Here is a 17497-nt window from a genome sequence, read left to right on the forward strand (position 1 = left end):
GCGCTATAAATACGTATCAGAAGATACAGACCGGCACGGCAATGTGCGGGTTTATCTGCGCCGTCCCGGTTTTCGGAAAGTGCGTCTGCACCAGATACCAGGCACACCGGAGTTTGACGAAGAATACCGCATGGCTATGGCGGGAGAAATTCTGCCAGCGCCAAGTAAAGAAGTCATTATACCGGGAAGTTTCCGTGATCTGTGTGTTCGTTACTATAGCTCTGGCATGTTCGTGCGGCTGGATGCTCGCACCAAATACGTGCGCCGTGGTGTTCTCGATGGATTGTGCGAACGGTGCGGTTCTTTTCAGGTTGCGACCATCATGCCCAAGCATGTGCTGGCTTTGCGAGACTCAAAGGAAGGTAAACCAGAGGCCGGTAATGGTATTCTGAAAGCATTACGCCAGCTTTTTTCCTTTGGCGTTCAGGTTGGAATGCTGGGCAAAAATCCGGCGGCGGATGTATCTTATATTCCACCATCGGGAACAGGCTTTCATAGCTGGACCCCGGAAGAAATACAGAAGTTTGAACAGGCGCATCCAGTAGGCTCTCAAGCCCGTTTGGCCTTGGCCCTGTTGCTTTACACAGGTCAGCGCCGGAGTGATGTTGTGCGCTTTGGGATGAAGGATACCAGAGACGGTTTCCTGACATTCACCCAGGTAAAGAACGGTAAAAAGAAGCCCGTTACCCTGACGCTACCACTTTTCCCTGAACTGTTGCGGATAATCGATGCCACACCCGGCACGATGGAAGGTGAAACCTTTATCCTCAACGCCTATGGCAAACCATACACGGCGGAAAGTTTCGGCAATCGTTTCCGCGACTGGTGCAATGAAGCAGGCTTGCCACATTGTGCATCACACGGCTTACGCAAAGCAGCCGCAGTGCGTTTGGCTGAACTGGGATGCACCGCCCATGAGATCGCGGCTGTCACCGGGCATCGGTCACTGAAAGAGGTTCAACGCTACACGTTAGCAGCCGATCAGAAGCGGCTGGCAGCGAGTGCGTTCGCGCGGATGCAGGGACACCAAATGTCCCACAATAACGCGGAAAATGCAGAGTGGGACGAAAAGCGCCAAAAACTCATTGAAATTAAAGGGGGAAGAAATGAGATGGTGCCCAAGACCGGGATCGAACCAGTGACACTGCGATTTTCAGTCGCATGCTCTACCAACTGAGCTACTTGGGCACCGCAGCCTTGCGGCGTGAGAAAGGATTTATCTCAGCTCGCTGTAGAGATCAAGTCATGTTTCATCATTTATTTCAGGTTTTTCACCATCCGGTTCCTGAACAGGTTCGCCGGGAATGCGGTAGTTGCCGCCAAACCAGCGGCCAAGGTCCACATCCGCACAGCGGCGGGAGCAGAAGGGGCGGTAGTCAGGGGTGCTGGGTTGCCCGCAGATCGGGCATTTGGCGGCTTTGCTCATCAGGATTCCTGAACAGTCCATGTCAAATCGGGCAGAGCGTGGTTTGTGTGCAGGCTCAGCTTGTGGCCAAGCTGGCGTGCGCAGTCGGCCACGGCTTCGGGGTCCTGCTCCAGTGCGCGGATAATGCCTGCTCCACCCGTTATCTGCGTTGTCTGGGGGGCATGCACCAGAATATGCCGGAGTACACGCAGCGCGCGGCCGTGCGGGCTGTTCAGCTGCTCGGGCAGGGAAGGGTAAATACGGGCACGCACAATTTCTATCAGCCCAAGGGCAGTAATGCCCAGGCAGCGCGGGTTAAGCGGGTCTGGCTTGAGCGCGGCATTAACCGGTTCCAGCAAGGCCTGGCGCTTGCGGGTGGCAAGGCCCGCCGGGTCTATCAGAATGGCCCCAGACAGGTTGCGTAGCCGGATCTGGCGCATAAGTGCGGGCAGGGCATCGCGGTTGGCAGCAAATTGCGCGGTCTGTTTGGTACGGCCCGTTTGTGCGGGGGGCGCGTCCATATCAATCGCGATCAGGGCAGGGGTGGGGGTTATGGTTGCTTCCATACCACCGGGCAGGGCAACAAGCGGTTCCTCCAGCGCATCACAGGCTGCGGCTATGGAGTCGGGGTAGGGGGCAAAACCCGGTTCACGCCGGTCACGGAGTGCGGGTGGAATAAGGGCTGCTGCTGCCGGGCTGTCCACCACCACAGCAGCGGTAGGCCACAAAGCTGCCAGCCGGGCCAGTGGTGTGGGGCCGGGGGTTACAAGCCCCTTTTGCTCTGAGGCTACGTCAGCGGCCAGCAGGCGCAGGCGCAGGCCCTTGCCACCCTGCGCGGCACGGCTGACCTCCACCGTGACGGCCTGCCCCTCCGTTAGTTTAGGGGCGTTGTTCTGCAAGGGTAAAAAACCGCTCTGGTTACCACCAAGCGCAACAAAAGCGCCCCCCATGGCTGGGGTCAGGGCTTCTATGCGGGCGTGGTATACGCTGCCCACCATGTCCGGGGCAGCGGGGCGCCAGAGCGCAAAATCCAGCAACGTGTCGTTTTTGGTAACGGCAATGCGCATTTCGCCGGGGAAGGTGGCAATGCGCAGGAACAGGCTCACGCTAGCCAGCCACCGGGTTGCCCGCGCAGGAGTTGGCCTGTTTCAAACAAGGGGAGGCCAATAACACCCGAGGCACTCCCGGACAGAGCCCGGATAAAACCAGCCGCATGGCCTTGCAGGGCATACCCGCCCGCTTTGCCAGACCAGTCCCCCGCATCCAGCAGGGCATCAATCTGGTACGGTGTCAGGCGGGAGAATGTTACGGCGGTTTCCACCAGCCGTGCGCCATGCCGCCCAAGGGGCCAGCTGGCTGTGGGGGCAACCACAACGCAGGTCAGCACGGTGTGCCGCCTGCCAGAGAGACGCTCCAGACAGAAGCGTGCACTCTCCCGGTCTTCGGCCTTGGGCAGAATACGCCGGCCAAGGGCCACCACCGTATCGGCTGCCAGTACCAGAGCAGGGTCTTCCAGCGTTGCGGCAACGCATCTGGCTTTTTCGGTTGCCACGCGCTGGGCATAGGCCCTTGGCGTTTCACCCTTTGCGGGTGTTTCGTCAATATTGGCAGGCAGAACGCGGTCGGGCACAAGCCCGATCTGTTCCAGCAAAGCAATACGGCGGGGGGAGGCGGACGCAAGAACCAGCAGAGGGGCTGTGGCCTGCCCCGCCTGTGTCTGCCCGGAGGAAGTCATGCTTACTTGAAGCGGAAGGTGATACGACCTTTGGACAGGTCATAAGGGGTCATTTCCACATTCACCCGGTCACCCGCCAGAACGCGAATACGGTTCTTGCGCATCTTGCCGCTGGTATGGGCGAGAATAACGTGTTCGTTGTCCAGCTTTACGCGGAACATGGCATTAGGCAGCAGTTCGGTCACTGTGCCGCTAAATTCGATCATGTCTTCTTTAGACATTGCATCCTTCGTGTATGTTGAAACTGACGGGAGTTTGGTCAGCAGATATGGTTGAGGGGCGCTTGGCGGTCAAGCATTAGGTGTTTGCTCTGCCAGGGCATCCAGCCGGGCAGAAACGCTAAGGGCGTGGGCTTGCAGCCCTTCGGCATGGGCCAGAGCCACGGCGGAAGGGCCAATCCGGCGCAGGGCATCCGGCCCGCCGGAAAGGAAAGTGGTGCGCTTCATGAAGTCGTAAATCGACAGGCCAGAGGCAAAGCGCGCGGTGCGTGATGTGGGCAGAACATGGTTTGGCCCCCCCACGTAATCGCCTACCGCTTCCGGGCAGAAACGGCCAAGGAATGCGGCTCCCGCGTGCCGGACATGGACAAAAAGGGCCTCGGGGTCATCCACCATCAGCTCCAGATGTTCGGGTGCCAGACGGTTGGCCAGTTCCACGGCTTCCAGCAGATCGCGGGTGATCAGCACAGCCCCGTTACGGGCCCAGCTTGCACTGGCAATGGCCGTGCGGGAGAGAACCTTAAGTTCTGCATCCACAGCCGCAATGACCTTGTCGGCAAAAGCTGAATCGGGGGTAATCAGGGTGGCCTGTGCAAGCTCGTCATGCTCGGCCTGCGCCAGCAGGTCGAGTGCGATCACACGCGGGTCGGACCCCGAATCGGCAATGACCACCACATCGGACGGTCCTGCAATGCTATCAATCCCCACATGGCCAAAGACCTGCCGCTTGGCTTCGGCCACATAGGCGTTGCCGGGGCCAACAATGCGGTCAACGGGGCGGATGGTCTGGGTGCCATAAGCCATGGCCCCAACGGCCTGTGCGCCACCTACCCGGTAGATTTCGGTCACGCCTGCGCGTGCGGCTGCGGCGAGCACCAGCGGGTTGATCACCCCGTCAGGCGTTGGCACGCACATGGCCAGCCGACTGACCCCCGCCACCTTGGCGGGAATGGCGTTCATCAGCACGGAGGAGGGATAAGCCGCCTTGCCACCGGGTACATACAGCCCCGCCGCATCCAGTGGAATCCAGCGCATGCCCAGAGTCATGCCCTCGGCATCTGTGTAGCGCATGTCGGATGGAAGCTGCTTTTGGTGGAAGCTTTCAATCCGCCGGGCCGCCACGTCCAGTGCTTCAAGCAGTTCGGGGCTGACCTGTGCCGTGGCTTCGGCAATTTCCTGCGCTGTAAAGGCCAGCGTGGCCGGGGTTACGGGCAGGCGGTCAAAGCGTTCGGTCAGGGCGCACAGGGCGGCGTCGCCCTCCTTGCGCACGGAGGCCAGAATTTTGGCCACGGGGGTTGTAACTTCCTGCCCCTGTTCTTCCCGGTTGGTCAGCAGCGCGTTGAAGGCGCTCTCAAAACCGGCATCACGCGTATTAAGCCGTTTCATGGAATCCGATCTGCCTTACACATTATTTTGCAGCGGTTGTGGTGCCCGCAAGCGCCGTGCGGAAGCGGGAGAGAATGCAGTCAATCTGGTCAGGGCGGGTTTTGAGCGCCGTGCGGTTGATAATCAGGCGGCTGGAAACCTGTGCAATGGTCTCAACCTCTTTCAGCCCGTTGGCCCGCAGTGTGGAGCCGGTATCCACCAGATCCACAATCAGGCGGGACAGGCCAAGCATGGGGGCCAGTTCCATCGCACCGTGCAGGTGCACAATGGTGGCGTTAATACCGCGTGCGGCAAAAAAGCGGCGGGTAATGGCGGGGTATTTGGTCGCCACCCGAACTTCCGACCAGCGGGCCCATTCCTGCGGGTCATGCGGCAGGTGGGCTGGCTGGGCCACGGCAATGCGGCACGCCCCTATGCCAAGGTCCAGCGGTGCATAAATTTCGGGGTAGTCAAATTCCATCAGCACGTCAGAGCCGCAAATGCCGACCTGCGCGCCGCCTGCGGCAACAAAGGTGGCGACGTCAAACGAGCGAACGCGCACGATGTCCACGCCGGGGTCTTCGGTGGAAAAACGCAGCTTACGGCTGCTATCGCCAAGGCAATCGGCCGAAGGGGCCATGCCGGTACCCGCCATAAGGGGGGTTACGGCCTTGAGAATACGGCCCTTGGGCAGGGCCAGAACCATCTGCCCGTCATGGCCCGCACCGAGCGCGTTGGCGGTCTGGGGGTCTGGAAAGGGCTGGTTCATGCAAACTCCGGCAGGCAAGGCATTGAAATGCGGCCTGCTCTCCTAGCACAAGGTGGCCGGGAAGAAAAACCGGCAGCCTGTTTTCCGGGTGGAAGACGTTCCTCCACCCGGAAAAGACAGTGCGGGTTTTAGCGCTTCCACCACCCGGTACGGCGGCGGGTAGCGGGTGGGCTGTCTTCAATCACGATCGGCTGTACCAGAGGTTCGGCTTTTTCCTCTGTGACAGGGGCGGTCGTGGCGTCTGCCTGCGGTGCGGCCTCTGCGCTGGTTTTGCGCGTGGTGCGGCGGCGGGTTGGCTTTTTTGGGGCCTCCTCCTCCGCGCCCTGTGCAGCAGGGGTATCCTGCACCGTTTCGGCTTCCGTGCTTGCAGCAGCGGTTCTGCTGCGTGCTGCGCGGCGGCGGGCCGGCTTTTTGGGAGCTGCCTCGGCAGTTTCACCCGCATCGGCCGCTGGGGCTGCTGCCTTGGGTTCTGCCGGTGCGTCTGCCGTATCCGCCGGTGCCTCGGCCTTGGCGGAAGCAGGTTTGCGCGTGGCGCGGCGGCGGGTTGGCTTTTTGGGGGCCTCCTGCTCCTCAACCTGTGCGTCTGCCTGCGGGGCTGGTGCGGCTTCGGCCACCACATCCTTGCGGGCGGGTTCTCTGGCTGCGGGGGCAGGGGCGGGCTTGGCCTGCGCACTGTTTTCCAGCAGTTCAAAAATATCCGGCCCATCGCCAAACGGGTTGGCAGGGGTTGGCCCGGTCCAGACCGCGCGTTGCGGGCGGGGAGCGGGGCCTTCCTCTATGGTCACGCGCTGTTCTGCCCCCGATTCGGGAGCCTGACGCTGCACGCGGGAGTGGCGTGTGCGGCGGCGACCGGGAACAAGGTGCTGCCCATCGGCGCCCTGCTGCTGTGCGGGGGCACTTGGAGCGGCCTCGTTTGCTGCGGGTTCCTCGGTGTCTTCCGCGTCCGTTTCGGCGGAAGCGGGCATACCATTCTGGCCCTGCGCATTACCGTTGCCATTCCCGCCACGGCGACGACGGCGACGGCGGCGGCGGCGTGGTTCCTCATCCCCTGTGGCGGCTTCTGCCGTGTCTGGGGTGGGGTTGGAAGGTGTGGCTGCGGGAGCGGATGAGGGAACATCCACATCCACATTTTCAACCGGAGGCAGCGCGTGCTGCTGTGCGGCTGCCATGGGGCGGGCCGGGGAGCGGCGTTCGATGCGGATTTCCGGCGCGGGAAGTGTGTTGTCGGGCGAGAACAGCACTTCCATCTGGTGGCGCTGCTCAATATTGGCCAGCCAGTCACGCTTGTTGTTGAGGATGTAGAAGGCAATCTCGGCCGCCACATGCACCGTAATGGCGCCAGCGCGGCGGCGTGCGCCTTCCTCTTCCACGGAGCGCAGCACGTGCAGGGCGGAGCTTTCCACGCTGCGGGTCATGCCGGTGCCGTTGCAGTGCGGGCAGACCGTAAAGGCCGCTTCTGCCACAGACGGGCGCAGCCTCTGGCGGGACATTTCCAGCAGGCCAAAATGCGATATGGAGCCGATCTGGATACGGGCGCGGTCGTGGCGCAGGGCGTCCTTCAGGCGGCGCTCGATGGTGGCGTTATGGCGGCGGGATTCCATGTCAATAAAGTCAATGACAATCAACCCGGCCAGATCGCGCAGGCGGAGCTGGCGGGCCACTTCGTCCGCTGCTTCCTGATTGGTGCGGAAGGCGGTTTCTTCAATATTGCGCTGGCTGGTGGCCTTGCCGGAGTTCACGTCAATGGCGACGAGTGCTTCGGTCTGGTTGATGACCAGATACCCACCCGAGCGCAGCGCCACCACAGGGGAGAACATGGCATCCAGGTGCCCTTCCACATGGTAGTGGGTGAAGAGCGGCTGATGCTCCTTGCTCCACAGGCGCACTTTTTCGGCGTGCTGGGGCATGAGCATGCGCATGAAGTCGCGTGCGGCTTTCCACCCGCTTTCACCATCCACCACAATCTCGCTCACATCACGCGTGTACACATCGCGGATGGCGCGTTTGACTAGGCTGGCTTCCTCATAAATTAGGGCCGGGGCCATGGACTGGAGCGTGTGCTCGCGAATGTCGTCCCACAGATGGAGCAGGTATTCGCAGTCGCGCGTAATTTCGGGGCCGGGGCGCTGGGCACCTGCGGTGCGCACGATCATGGCCATGCCGCGCGGCAGGTTCAGGCTGCTTACAATATCGCGCAGGCGGCGGCGGTCGGCCACGGATGTAATCTTGCGGGAAACACCGCCCCCACGCAGCGCGTTGGGCATGAGCACGCAGTAACGGCCGGCGAGCGAGACGTAGGTGGTGAGCGCTGCACCCTTGTTGCCACGTTCTTCCTTGACGACCTGCACCAGCAGAACCTGACGGCGGCGGATAACTTCCTGAATACGGTAGTTGCGCAGGAAGCGTGCAATCCGCTTCTGAATAAGCGCTTCCTCGCCCGTATCGGTTTCACCGCTTACGTATTCGGGTGTTTCCTGCCGGTCTTCATCTCCTTCGGCGCCGTCGTTCTCGGCGGTGCTGGAGGTTTCATCCGCTTCGGCATCCGCGTTGTGGGCGGTGGCTTCGTCCTCATCGGAATCGGAGCCAGCGTCGTCCATCAGCGTTTCTTCTTCGGCCTGAAGGGCGAGAAGTTTTTCGCGGTCAGCTACCGGGATCTGGTAATAATCCGGGTGAATTTCGCTAAAGGCGAGAAAGCCGTGCCGGTTGCCGCCATATTCTACAAAGGCAGCTTGCAGGCTGGGTTCTACACGAATAACACGAGCGAGGTAGATATTGCCTTTAAGCTGCTTTTTTGCAGCAGATTCAACATCATAATCTTCGAGTCTATTTCCGTCCATCACAACAACACGCGTTTCTTCTGCGTGTGTTGCGTCGATCAGCATCCGCTTTGACATAAAAAGAAAAACTCCGGTGCGCTGGTGGCCAGCCTGAGCGGTGCTTTTGCCAACGTGGCGCAGCACGGAGCAGGGGCGCTTCCAGCGGGTATAAACAGGCGTGAAATGGAAAACCGAAGGTGCACCCAACGCCCGCTGGCAGCCGCGCGCCAGTACCCGGCAGGCATGCTGGTGCCTGTGGTCTGGCCGAGATACTCAGGGCAATGGGGCGAGCTATGGTCGTGTATCCTTCAATCATCACTTTGCTCGGCTTCCGGGTGCTGGGTGGTGGCGGGGCATGCCGCGCAAACACAACGCCCAAAAGGCTACAAGCAGGGTGCACGGCAGGTACACTAATGCCCAGATGCCATGCACATTAAGCATGACCCAAATACAGCAAGACTGCAAGCTATTCGTAATAAAGGCTTTGGGGTGTAAATGGGTGGTTATTTTTTTGCCATTTTTCGGGCACAGTGTCCGCCAGATAACCCAAGGATAAAGGCGCGCTTGATGGCACCGCACAGGCCGGACCACGTTTGGTCGGATACGCACCTGCTGCTCCCTGCACCGCAGAGCCTGTCCGTGCCGCGCAGAACCTTCCTGACCACTGCGGCAGGCGGGGCGGTGGGGGCTGGTATTGTGGCCAGTTCTCTGGCTCCAGCCAGTGCGCGTACGGCGCACCATACTGCGGCGGTGCATGCGCCTGCCGTGGTCGGGCGCGCCCAGCCACCCAAGCCGCTGGTCATGCTGGACCCGGGGCATGGGGGCAAAGACCCCGGTGCCATTGGTTTTTCCGGTACCTATGAAAAGCACGTGGCCGAGGCCGCAGCGCAGGAATTGGCGCGGCAGTTGCTGGCAACGGGGCGCTACCGCGTAGCCCTTACGCGCTCGAGTGACCACTTTATTCCGCTGGACGGGCGGGTGGATATGGCCCAGCAGCACGGGGCGTCTCTTTTTGTGTCCATGCATGCAGATGCGCTGCATAATGCCAGTGTGCGTGGGGCGAGCGTGTACACCCACGCCCACGGGGCATCGGACAGCCAGACGGCAGATCTGGCCCGTACAGAAAATAGTGCAGACCGCTTTGGTGGCCCCATGGTGCACGGAGCTTCGCCCGAGGTGCAGCGTATTCTGGCCAGTCTGGTAACGGAGGAAACCCGCAAGGGGTCCTCGCATATGGCGCAGGCGGTGGTGTCTGCTTTTCAGTCCCGCGTGCAGCTTTTAACGCACCCGCACCGCCATGCGGCATTTGCGGTGCTTAAATCCGCACAGATTCCCTCGGTTCTGGTGGAAATGGGCTTTATGTCCAACAGGCTGGATGAGGCGGCTCTGCGGCAGGCAGGGCACAGGGCTATGGTGGCAGGGGCCATGTGCCATGCCGTTAACCTGTATTTTGCCTCTGCTGGTGCGGGGCTGGCAGGCTGAAACTATTTTGGGGTGTGTGCTGTTGCCGGGGTGGCTAGGAATAGCTTGCTGCCAAAATGCTGGCGGCTTGCGCACAGGGCATCAGTATTTTTGAAAAGGGGAGAGTAAAGCGGGAGGCCAGAAAAGCAGAAGCCCCCTTGCGGGGGCTGCTTTGCTTGACAAATTCCCGGGGGAGAATTTGGTGCCCAGAAGAAGACTCGAACTTCCACAACCTTTCGGTCACAGGTACCTGAAACCTGCGCGTCTACCAATTCCGCCATCTGGGCTCAAATGGCAACCCGGAGTGTTCCGGGCTGGTGAAGAGGCATTTACCCCGCACGCATGCTACCGTCAACAGGTAAAATGATTTTTTTTGACGAATTTGTGTCGGCCCCTCCTCTGGCCTGTTGGGAGCGAATGCAACACAGTGCATGTATTGCGTGAAGCGCAAGAGACTGAAGCAAGGGAATGCGGGCATGAGTGGGAACAAGACTGCGGCCGTGCTGGGCGGGAATGGCTTTGTTGGCCAGTATGTTGTGCAGTGTCTGGCGCAGGCCGGGTACACGGTGCGTGTTGCCAGCCGAAGGCCGGACCAGGGTGCCCTGCTGCGCCCCATGGGGCGGGTGGGGCAGGTTGCGCCTTTTTATGCCTCGGTGCTGGATAACAGCACGGTAGCCTGTGTCGTGCGCGGGGCGGATGTGGTGGTCAACCTTGCGGCGGTTCTGTCCTCCTCCTCCGCGCAGAGCTTGCAGGCGGTCAATGTGGAAGGGGCGGGGCGCGTGGCCCGCCTTGCGGCGGAGGCCGGGGTTGCGCGCTATGTGCACATGTCCGCCCTTGGTGCTTCGGCCGATGCGCCCTCTGCCTACGGGCGGAGCCGCGCTGCGGGGGAAGAGCTGGTCAGGCAGTTCCGTCCGGATGCCTCCCTTGTTCGCCCTTCGGTTATTTTTGGGCCGGAAGACAAATTCTTTAATCTGTTTGGTACGCTGGCGCGCTACCTGCCGTTTATGCCGGTCTATGGGGCAACTACCCGCGTGCAGCCTGTTTATGTGGGGGATGTGGCGCAGGCCGTGGCGCAATTGGCGACCACGCCCGAACTGGCTGGGCGGGAATGGCTGCTTGGCGGGCCAGATATTATGACCATGCAGGATATTGCCGAGTTCGCATTGCAGCAGACGCAGCGTGACAAGCCCGTTATGCGTGTGCCTCTGGCGCTGGCGCGGTTGCAGGCAGCGGTGCTGGAGCGCCTGCCCGGCAAGCTGCTCACGCGCGATCAGTTGCTCATGCTCTCGCAGGATAATGTTGTGCCGCCAACGGAATCGGGGTTCGAGGTGCTGGGTATTGTGCCGCGCAGTGTGGCGGCCTGTGTGCCCTTCTATCTGGAACGGTACAGGGCTGGCGGCGGTCGGTCCGGGGTTTTTGTTCCACAACGGTAGGTTGGGTTCATAAAGGTCCGGAATGGAACCAATTATTTTATAAAAAATACGCCATTTAACGCCATTCCGGGCCTAAAATTAAAATAGGTAAGCAATGCTGTCTTTTTATCCGGAAGGATAACAGGCACTTTCCCTCCTGCTTGATTTTAGGGGGGGGCGAGGACTGTCTGCCGCGCCCTTGTTAGCCGGGGATGGCGTATGACAACCAAGATGCTGAAATTTGTCTCCGTTCCGCAAAAGCAGCCACAAAAACGCACGGCGGCTGAGCGGCGGACGGATTTTGACGAAATTTACGACGACTTTAAGCCAGAACAGGCCACCGAACAGGCTAGCCGCTGCTCGCAGTGCGGCGTGCCGTTCTGCTCTGTTCACTGCCCGCTGGGGAACAACATTCCCGACTGGCTGATGCTCACGGCGCAGGGCCGGCTGGAGGAGGCTTATGGTGTTTCCTCCGCTACCAACACCTTCCCCGAAATCTGTGGCCGCATCTGCCCGCAGGATCGTCTGTGTGAAGGAAGCTGCGTGATCGAACCGGGGTTCGAGAGCGTGACCATTGGCGCGGTTGAGCGGTTTGTAACGGACACGGCGTTTGAAAACGGCTGGGTCAAGCCGGTCAGCCCCCTGCGTGAGCGCGCCGAATCCGTAGGGATCGTCGGGGCTGGCCCCGCAGGGTTGGCCGCGGCAGACCAGCTGCGTGCGCAGGGTTATCAGGTCCATGTCTATGACCGGTATGACCGCGTGGGCGGCCTGCTGGTGTATGGTATTCCCGGCTTCAAGCTTGAAAAGCACATTGTGGCCCGCAGGCATGAACTGCTGGTGGAGGGCGGTGTTGTCTTCCATCTGGGGCAGGGTATTGGCAACGGCCCGGGCGAGTTGTCCTTTGCTGAACTGCGTGGGCGGCATAATGCGCTGCTGATCGCAACAGGCGTGTACAAGTCCCGCGCAATTGGTGGCCCCGGTGCGGGCCTTGCCGGGATTGAAAAGGCGCTGGATTACCTGACCGCCTCCAACCGTCGCTCCCTTGGGGATGTCCTGCCTGATGAGGCGCAGGCGCTGGATGCCGCAGGTAAAAACGTGGTGGTGCTGGGTGGTGGTGACACGGCCATGGACTGCGTGCGCACGGCTATCCGCCAGGGTGCCAAATCGGTGCGCTGCCTCTATCGCCGCGACCGCGCCAACATGCCCGGCTCCACGCGTGAGGTGAAGAACGCGGAAGAAGAAGGCGTACAGTTTGAATGGCTGGCCGCCCCCGAAGCTTTTCTGGGCGACACCCACGTAACAGGCGTGCGCGCATCCCGCATGAAGCTGGGCCTGCCCGATGCTTCGGGCCGCCAGTCGGTGGAACCGTTGGAAGGGTCTTCCTTTACATTGGAAGCGGATCTGGTGATCGCAGCCCTCGGCTTTGACCCCGAACCCCTGCCGCAGTTGTGGGATGAGCCCGCTCTGGCGGCATCGCGCTGGGGTACGCTCAAGGTGGACCAGAAAAGCTTCATGACCTCGCTGCCCGGTGTGTTTGCGGCAGGGGATATTGTGCGTGGGGCCAGTCTGGTCGTGTGGGCGATCAAGGACGGGCGGGAAGCCGCCCAGAGCATCCATGAGTGGATCAAGGCCGATGCAATGGCTCGTACGGCGGAGCAGGGATAATGGATATGAAACAGTTTTCGCACACTGTTTCCGCTGAAAGCGGTGAAGAGTTTCTCAAGGCGTGGGACGCCAACGTACAGGCGCTGGATGGGCTGTATGACCCGGCGGACGAACGCGATTCCTGCGGTGTGGGCCTTGTGGCGGCACTGGACGGCAAGCGCCGGCGTGAGGTGGTGGAAGCCGGTATTGCCGCGCTTAAAGCCATCTGGCACCGTGGCGCGGTTGATGCCGATGGCAAAACGGGCGACGGCGCGGGCATTCATGTAGAAATCCCGCAGGAGTTTTTTGCTGACGCCATCACCAGCACGGGCGACCGCCCGAGCGATGGCCCCATTGCCGTGGGGCAGGTGTTTTTGCCCAAGACCGATTTTGTGGCGCAGGAACAGTGCCGCCAGATTATCGAAACCCAGATTCTGGCCTTTGGCTATGGCATTTACGGCTGGCGTCAGGTGCCGATCGACACCTCCTGCATTGGTGAAAAAGCCAATGCAACCCGCCCCGAAATCGAGCAGATCCTTATCCGCAACCTGCCGGGTAAAACGGAGGAAGCGTTTGAGCGCGACCTTTACGTTATTCGCCGCCGGATAGAAAAGGCTGCCATTGCGGCGCAGGTGGACCTGTATATCTGCTCGCTCTCCTGCCGCTCCCTTATCTATAAGGGCATGTTCCTTGCCGAGCATCTGACCGAGTTCTACCCGGATCTGCTGGACGAACGTTTTGTCAGCCGCTTTGCCATTTACCACCAGCGGTATTCGACCAACACCTTCCCCACATGGAAGCTGGCTCAGCCGTTCCGCCGTCTTGCCCATAATGGTGAAATCAACACCATTTCGGGTAACATCAACTGGATGAAAAGCCACGAAACACGGCTGTCTCACCCGGATCTGGACCCGTGGATGGCGGACATCAAGCCGCTGGTGCAGGCCGGCGGGTCGGATACGGCAACGCTGGATAACGTGTTTGAACTGCTGACCTTTGCCGGGCGGGATGCGCCCGCAGCCAAGGCGCTGATGATCCCCGCCAGCGTGGGCGGCAATGCGGCCATGAAGCCCGAACACCGGGATATGTTCACCTACTGCAACGCGGTTATGGAACCGTGGGACGGCCCCGCCGCCCTGTGCGCGACCGATGGCCGCTGGGTTGTGGCCGGGCTGGACCGCTCCGGCCTGCGCCCGCTGCGCTATACGGTTACAACCGATAACCTGCTGATTGTGGGTTCGGAAACCGGTATGGTGCGTGTGCCTGAAAACGCCATTGTCAGCCGTGGTCGCCTTGGCCCGGGCGAGATGATTGGCGTGGATCTGGACGACGCCAAACTCTACGGCAACAGCGCCCTGCTGGATGTGCTGTCCTCCCGTCAGGATTTTTCTGACTGGATCAAACGCACCCAGAAGATCGGCCATCTTGTCCGCTCCGAAGTGACCGAGCCGGTTTACTACACGGGCGATGAGCTGCGCCGCCGCCAACTGGCCGTAGGCACCACGCTGGAAGAGCTGGAAACCCTGCTCCACCCGATGGTGGAAGACGCGAGCGAAGCCATTGGCTCCATGGGGGATGATACACCTCTGGCCGTGCTGTCGCCCCGTTACCGTGGCCTGTCGCACTATTTCCGCCAGATGTTCAGCCAGGTGACCAACCCGCCCATCGACAGCCTGCGTGAATCGGGGGTGATGAGCCTTGCCACGCGTCTGGGTAACCTTGGCAACATTCTCGACCAGTCGGCCGAGCAGTGCGACATGCTGCAACTGCCCAGCCCGGTTCTGACCTCGGGCGAGTATGAGGCCCTGCGCGGCTTCTGCGGTACGTCCGCCAGTGTGATTGATTGCACCTTCCCCGCAAAGGATGGTGAGGCCGGTCTGCGTGAGGCCATTGCCCGCATCCGCCGCGAGGCGGAGGAAAGTGTGCGGGGTGGCTGCACCCATGTCTTCCTGACGGATGAAGGCCAGTCCCCCGACCGGGCTTCCATCCCCATGATTCTGGCCACCGGGGCCGTGCATACGCATCTGGTGCGGACGTCCCTGCGTACCTTTACCTCGCTTAACGTGCGCACCTCCACGGCGCTGGATGTGCATGCCATTGCCGTGACCATTGGTGTGGGCGCCACAACGGTTAACCCGTATCTGGCGCAGGAAAGCATTGCAGACCGCCATCGTCGTGGCCTGTTTGGCAGCCGCAGCCTGCGTGAATGCATGGAGCGCTACCGCAAGGCGGTGGACAAGGGTCTACTCAAGATCATGTCCAAAATGGGTATTTCCATTGTGGCGTCCTACCGTGGTGGCTGCAACTTTGAGGCCGTGGGCCTGTCCCGCGCGCTTACGGCGGAGTTCTTCCCCGGTATGCCTTCGCGCATTTCCGGTATTGGCCTGTCGGGTATTGCCCGCAACGCGCTCAGCTTCCACGAGCAGGCATGGGGTTCGGCTTCCGCGCTCACCCTGCCGGTTGGCGGGCTGTACAAACTGCGCCGCAGTGGGGAGCAGCACGCATTTGATGGCGGGCTGATCCATATGCTCCAGACTGCCGTGGCAACAGACAGCTTTACCATTTACCAGCGTTATGCCGATGCCGTGCGTGCCCAGCCGCCCGTGGCCCTGCGTGACCTGCTCGACTTCCGCGAAGGGCGCACGCCTATTCCGGTAGAAGAGGTGGAAAGCATTACGCAGCTGCGTAAACGCCTGATCTCGCCTGCCATTTCGCTCGGCGCACTCAGCCCTGAAGCGCATGAGACCCTCTCCATCGCCATGAACCGGATTGGCGCAAAATCCGATTCCGGTGAGGGTGGGGAAGACCCGGCACGCGCCAAGCCACGCCCGAATGGGGATAACGCATCCTCCGCCATCAAACAGGTGGCGTCTGGCCGCTTTGGGGTGACCGCGCAGTATCTGAACGACTGCCGCGAGCTGGAAATCAAGGTGGCCCAGGGAGCCAAGCCAGGTGAGGGCGGGCAGTTGCCCGGCTTCAAGGTCACCGAGCTTATTGCCAAGCTGCGCCATGCAACGCCGGGGGTTACGCTGATCTCCCCGCCGCCGCACCACGATATTTATTCCATCGAGGATCTGGCCCAGCTTATTTATGACCTCAAGCAGATCAACCCCGATGCCAGCGTAACCGTTAAGCTGGTGGCCCGTTCGGGTATTGGCACCATTGCCGCGGGTGTGGCCAAGGCCAAGGCCGATGCCATTCTTATTTCCGGCCATTCCGGTGGTACGGGGGCAAGCCCGGTCAGCTCCATCAAATACGCGGGTCTGCCGTGGGAGCTGGGGCTGGCGGAAACGCATCAGGTTCTCATGCTCAACCGCCTGCGCCACCGCGTGCGCCTGCGTGCCGATGGTGGCATCAAGACCGGGCGTGATGTGGTGATCGCCGCCATGCTGGGTGCGGAAGAGTTTGGTATTGGCACGGCCAGCCTTGTGGCCATGGGCTGCATTATGGTGCGCCAGTGCCACTCCAACACCTGCCCGGTTGGCGTGTGCTCGCAGGACCCGGCCATGCGCGCCAAGTTTGAAGGCACGCCGGAAAAGGTGATCAACCTGTTCTCCTTCATTGCGGAGGATGTGCGGAACATTCTGGCCTCCCTTGGCTTCCGTACGCTGAACGAGATTATCGGCCGCACGGACCTGCTGCGTCAGGTTTCCCGCGGGGCGGATTATCTGGACGATCTGGACCTGAACTCCCTGCTTTCGCAGGCAGACCCGGGGCCGTTTGCCCGTTACTGCACGCTTGAAGGCCGTAACGAGGTGCCCGATACGCTGGACGCGCAGATGATCAACGATGCCCGTCCGCTGTTTGACCATGGTGAGAAAATGCAGCTGCACTACAATGTGCAGAACACCCAGCGCGCCATTGGCACGCGCATTTCCTCCCTCATCGTGCGTCAGTTCGGCATGAAAACGCTGGCTCCGGGCCACCTGACCGTGCGCCTGCGCGGCTCGGCCGGGCAGTCCCTTGGGGCGTTTGCGGTGCAGGGCCTCAAGCTGGAAGTGCTGGGCGATGCAAACGATTACGTGGGTAAGGGCCTTTCGGGCGCGACCATTACGGTTCGCCCGTCTCCGTCCTCTACGCTTGTGTCCAACCAGAACGCCATTATTGGCAACACGGTGCTTTACGGCGCTACAGCGGGTGAACTGTATGCCGCAGGGCAGGCTGGTGAACGCTTTGCCGTGCGTAACTCTGGCGCGACAGCGGTTATTGAAGGCTGCGGTTCCAACTGCTGCGAATACATGACCGGTGGTACCGTTGTGGTGCTGGGTGAAGTGGGCGACAACTTTGGCGCAGGCTTTACCGGCGGCATGGCCTTTGTGCTGGACAGCAATGGGGGCTTTACCAAGCGCATCAACCCCGAAGCTCTGCTGTGGTCGCGTGTAACCGACCCCAAATGGGCCGAAAGCCTGCGTGCTCTGGTGGAACGCCATGTGGAGGAAACCGGCTCGGCCTACGCCTCCATGCTGCTGCATAAGTGGGACGAGGTTCTGCCCCAGTTCTGGCAGATTGTGCCCCGCGACTACGCCAGAATCATCGGCTTTGATGTTGAAGGCGCAGAACAGGCCAAATCGGCCTGAACCAGCCTTAACAGGGCATGCGTGCACAAAACGGGCGGGGGCTTATGGCTCTCGCCCGTTTTGCCGTTCTGGTGCCTTGTCTTTGCATGCAAGGG

General features: G+C 61.1%; 12 protein-coding genes, 2 tRNA genes and 1 pseudogene. 5 read left to right on the plus strand and 10 right to left on the minus strand.

What is annotated here, in order from left to right:
- Nucleotides 1-16: 16 nt before the first annotated feature.
- Nucleotides 17-334: a hypothetical protein gene (locus LKE65_RS06995; protein WP_278740831.1), complete on the minus strand. Its 318-nt coding sequence runs from the start codon at nucleotides 332-334 to the stop codon at nucleotides 17-19.
- A gap of 99 nt (nucleotides 335-433) precedes the next feature.
- Here LKE65_RS06995 and LKE65_RS13545 point away from each other — a divergent pair.
- Nucleotides 434-973: pseudogene (locus LKE65_RS13545) on the plus strand (tyrosine-type recombinase/integrase); the annotation flags it as partial.
- A 139-nt stretch (nucleotides 974-1112) separates the two neighbouring features.
- Here LKE65_RS13545 and LKE65_RS07000 read toward each other — a convergent pair.
- The 8 genes from LKE65_RS07000 to LKE65_RS07035 all read right to left on the minus strand — a co-directional run bounded on the left by LKE65_RS07000 (nucleotide 1113) and on the right by LKE65_RS07035 (nucleotide 8386).
- Nucleotides 1113-1188: transfer RNA gene (locus LKE65_RS07000), tRNA-Phe, on the minus strand.
- A 55-nt stretch (nucleotides 1189-1243) separates the two neighbouring features.
- Entirely contained in the window at nucleotides 1244-1429 is a 186-nt protein-coding gene (locus LKE65_RS07005; protein ID WP_408744089.1) for a DNA gyrase inhibitor YacG, read from the minus strand.
- Entirely contained in the window at nucleotides 1426-2511 is a 1086-nt protein-coding gene (locus LKE65_RS07010) for a ribonuclease E/G (RefSeq protein WP_278740833.1), read from the minus strand. Before LKE65_RS07010 ends, LKE65_RS07005 begins: the two co-directional genes overlap by 4 nt.
- Nucleotides 2508-3140 carry a Maf family protein gene (locus tag LKE65_RS07015; protein WP_278740834.1) on the minus strand — a complete coding sequence of 211 codons (633 nt, stop codon included), beginning with the start codon at nucleotides 3138-3140 and terminating at the stop codon, nucleotides 2508-2510. The genes LKE65_RS07010 and LKE65_RS07015 overlap by 4 nt, the downstream gene beginning before the upstream one ends.
- A 2-nt stretch (nucleotides 3141-3142) precedes the next feature.
- Nucleotides 3143-3361, minus strand: a complete 219-nt coding sequence (gene infA, locus LKE65_RS07020; protein WP_003623225.1) for a translation initiation factor IF-1 — start codon at nucleotides 3359-3361, stop codon at nucleotides 3143-3145.
- A 69-nt stretch (nucleotides 3362-3430) separates the two neighbouring features.
- Nucleotides 3431-4744 carry a histidinol dehydrogenase gene (gene hisD / locus LKE65_RS07025; protein ID WP_278740835.1) on the minus strand — a complete coding sequence of 438 codons (1314 nt, stop codon included), beginning with the start codon at nucleotides 4742-4744 and terminating at the stop codon, nucleotides 3431-3433.
- A 22-nt stretch (nucleotides 4745-4766) separates the two neighbouring features.
- The gene (gene hisG, locus LKE65_RS07030) at nucleotides 4767-5492 is read right to left on the minus strand and encodes an ATP phosphoribosyltransferase (RefSeq protein WP_086645659.1); all 726 of its coding nucleotides are present in this window, start codon (nucleotides 5490-5492) and stop codon (nucleotides 4767-4769) included.
- 128 nt (nucleotides 5493-5620) lie between these two features.
- A complete protein-coding gene (locus LKE65_RS07035; protein WP_278740836.1) occupies nucleotides 5621-8386 on the minus strand; it encodes an Rne/Rng family ribonuclease in 2766 nt (921 codons plus the stop codon).
- A gap of 489 nt (nucleotides 8387-8875) precedes the next feature.
- On the opposite strand from LKE65_RS07035, the gene LKE65_RS07040 reads away from it, so the two are divergent.
- Nucleotides 8876-9790 (plus strand): N-acetylmuramoyl-L-alanine amidase family protein, encoded by a 915-nt coding sequence (locus LKE65_RS07040; protein ID WP_408744090.1) that lies wholly within the window; start codon nucleotides 8876-8878, stop codon nucleotides 9788-9790.
- A 179-nt stretch (nucleotides 9791-9969) separates the two neighbouring features.
- On the opposite strand, the gene LKE65_RS07045 is transcribed toward LKE65_RS07040, so the two are convergent.
- Nucleotides 9970-10056, minus strand: a tRNA-Leu gene (locus LKE65_RS07045).
- 189 nt (nucleotides 10057-10245) lie between these two features.
- On the opposite strand from LKE65_RS07045, the gene LKE65_RS07050 reads away from it, so the two are divergent.
- The 3 genes from LKE65_RS07050 (at nucleotide 10246) to gltB (ending at nucleotide 17402) form a co-directional block, all read left to right on the plus strand.
- The gene (locus tag LKE65_RS07050) at nucleotides 10246-11202 is read left to right on the plus strand and encodes a complex I NDUFA9 subunit family protein (protein WP_278740838.1); all 957 of its coding nucleotides are present in this window, start codon (nucleotides 10246-10248) and stop codon (nucleotides 11200-11202) included.
- A gap of 198 nt (nucleotides 11203-11400) precedes the next feature.
- On the plus strand, nucleotides 11401-12846 hold the full coding sequence (locus tag LKE65_RS07055; protein ID WP_086645657.1) for an NAD(P)-dependent oxidoreductase: 1446 nt from the start codon (nucleotides 11401-11403) through the stop codon (nucleotides 12844-12846).
- Nucleotides 12846-17402 carry a glutamate synthase large subunit gene (gene gltB / locus LKE65_RS07060; RefSeq protein WP_278740839.1) on the plus strand — a complete coding sequence of 1519 codons (4557 nt, stop codon included), beginning with the start codon at nucleotides 12846-12848 and terminating at the stop codon, nucleotides 17400-17402. The genes LKE65_RS07055 and gltB overlap by 1 nt, the downstream gene beginning before the upstream one ends.
- Nucleotides 17403-17497 lie beyond the last annotated feature (95 nt).

This window comes from Acetobacter fabarum (assembly GCF_022483405.1).
In the GTDB taxonomy this organism is placed as follows: domain Bacteria; phylum Pseudomonadota; class Alphaproteobacteria; order Acetobacterales; family Acetobacteraceae; genus Acetobacter; species Acetobacter fabarum.

Excerpts from the sequence above, each read along its gene's own strand:
- LKE65_RS07050 (WP_278740838.1), top strand. The coding sequence starts at position 10,246 with ATGAGTGGGAACAAGACTGCGGCCGTGCTGGGCGGGAATGGCTTTGTT.
- LKE65_RS07055 (WP_086645657.1), top strand. The coding sequence starts at position 11,401 with ATGACAACCAAGATGCTGAAATTTGTCTCCGTTCCGCAAAAGCAGCCA.
- LKE65_RS07040 (WP_408744090.1), top strand. The coding sequence starts at position 8,876 with ATGGCACCGCACAGGCCGGACCACGTTTGGTCGGATACGCACCTGCTG.
- LKE65_RS07015 (WP_278740834.1), bottom strand. The coding sequence starts at position 3,140 with ATGACTTCCTCCGGGCAGACACAGGCGGGGCAGGCCACAGCCCCTCTG.
- hisG (WP_086645659.1), bottom strand. The coding sequence starts at position 5,492 with ATGAACCAGCCCTTTCCAGACCCCCAGACCGCCAACGCGCTCGGTGCG.
- LKE65_RS06995 (WP_278740831.1), bottom strand. The coding sequence starts at position 334 with ATGCTTGGGCATGATGGTCGCAACCTGAAAAGAACCGCACCGTTCGCA.
- LKE65_RS07035 (WP_278740836.1), bottom strand. The coding sequence starts at position 8,386 with ATGTCAAAGCGGATGCTGATCGACGCAACACACGCAGAAGAAACGCGT.
- gltB (WP_278740839.1), top strand. The coding sequence starts at position 12,846 with ATGGATATGAAACAGTTTTCGCACACTGTTTCCGCTGAAAGCGGTGAA.
- hisD (WP_278740835.1), bottom strand. The coding sequence starts at position 4,744 with ATGAAACGGCTTAATACGCGTGATGCCGGTTTTGAGAGCGCCTTCAAC.
- infA (WP_003623225.1), bottom strand. The coding sequence starts at position 3,361 with ATGTCTAAAGAAGACATGATCGAATTTAGCGGCACAGTGACCGAACTG.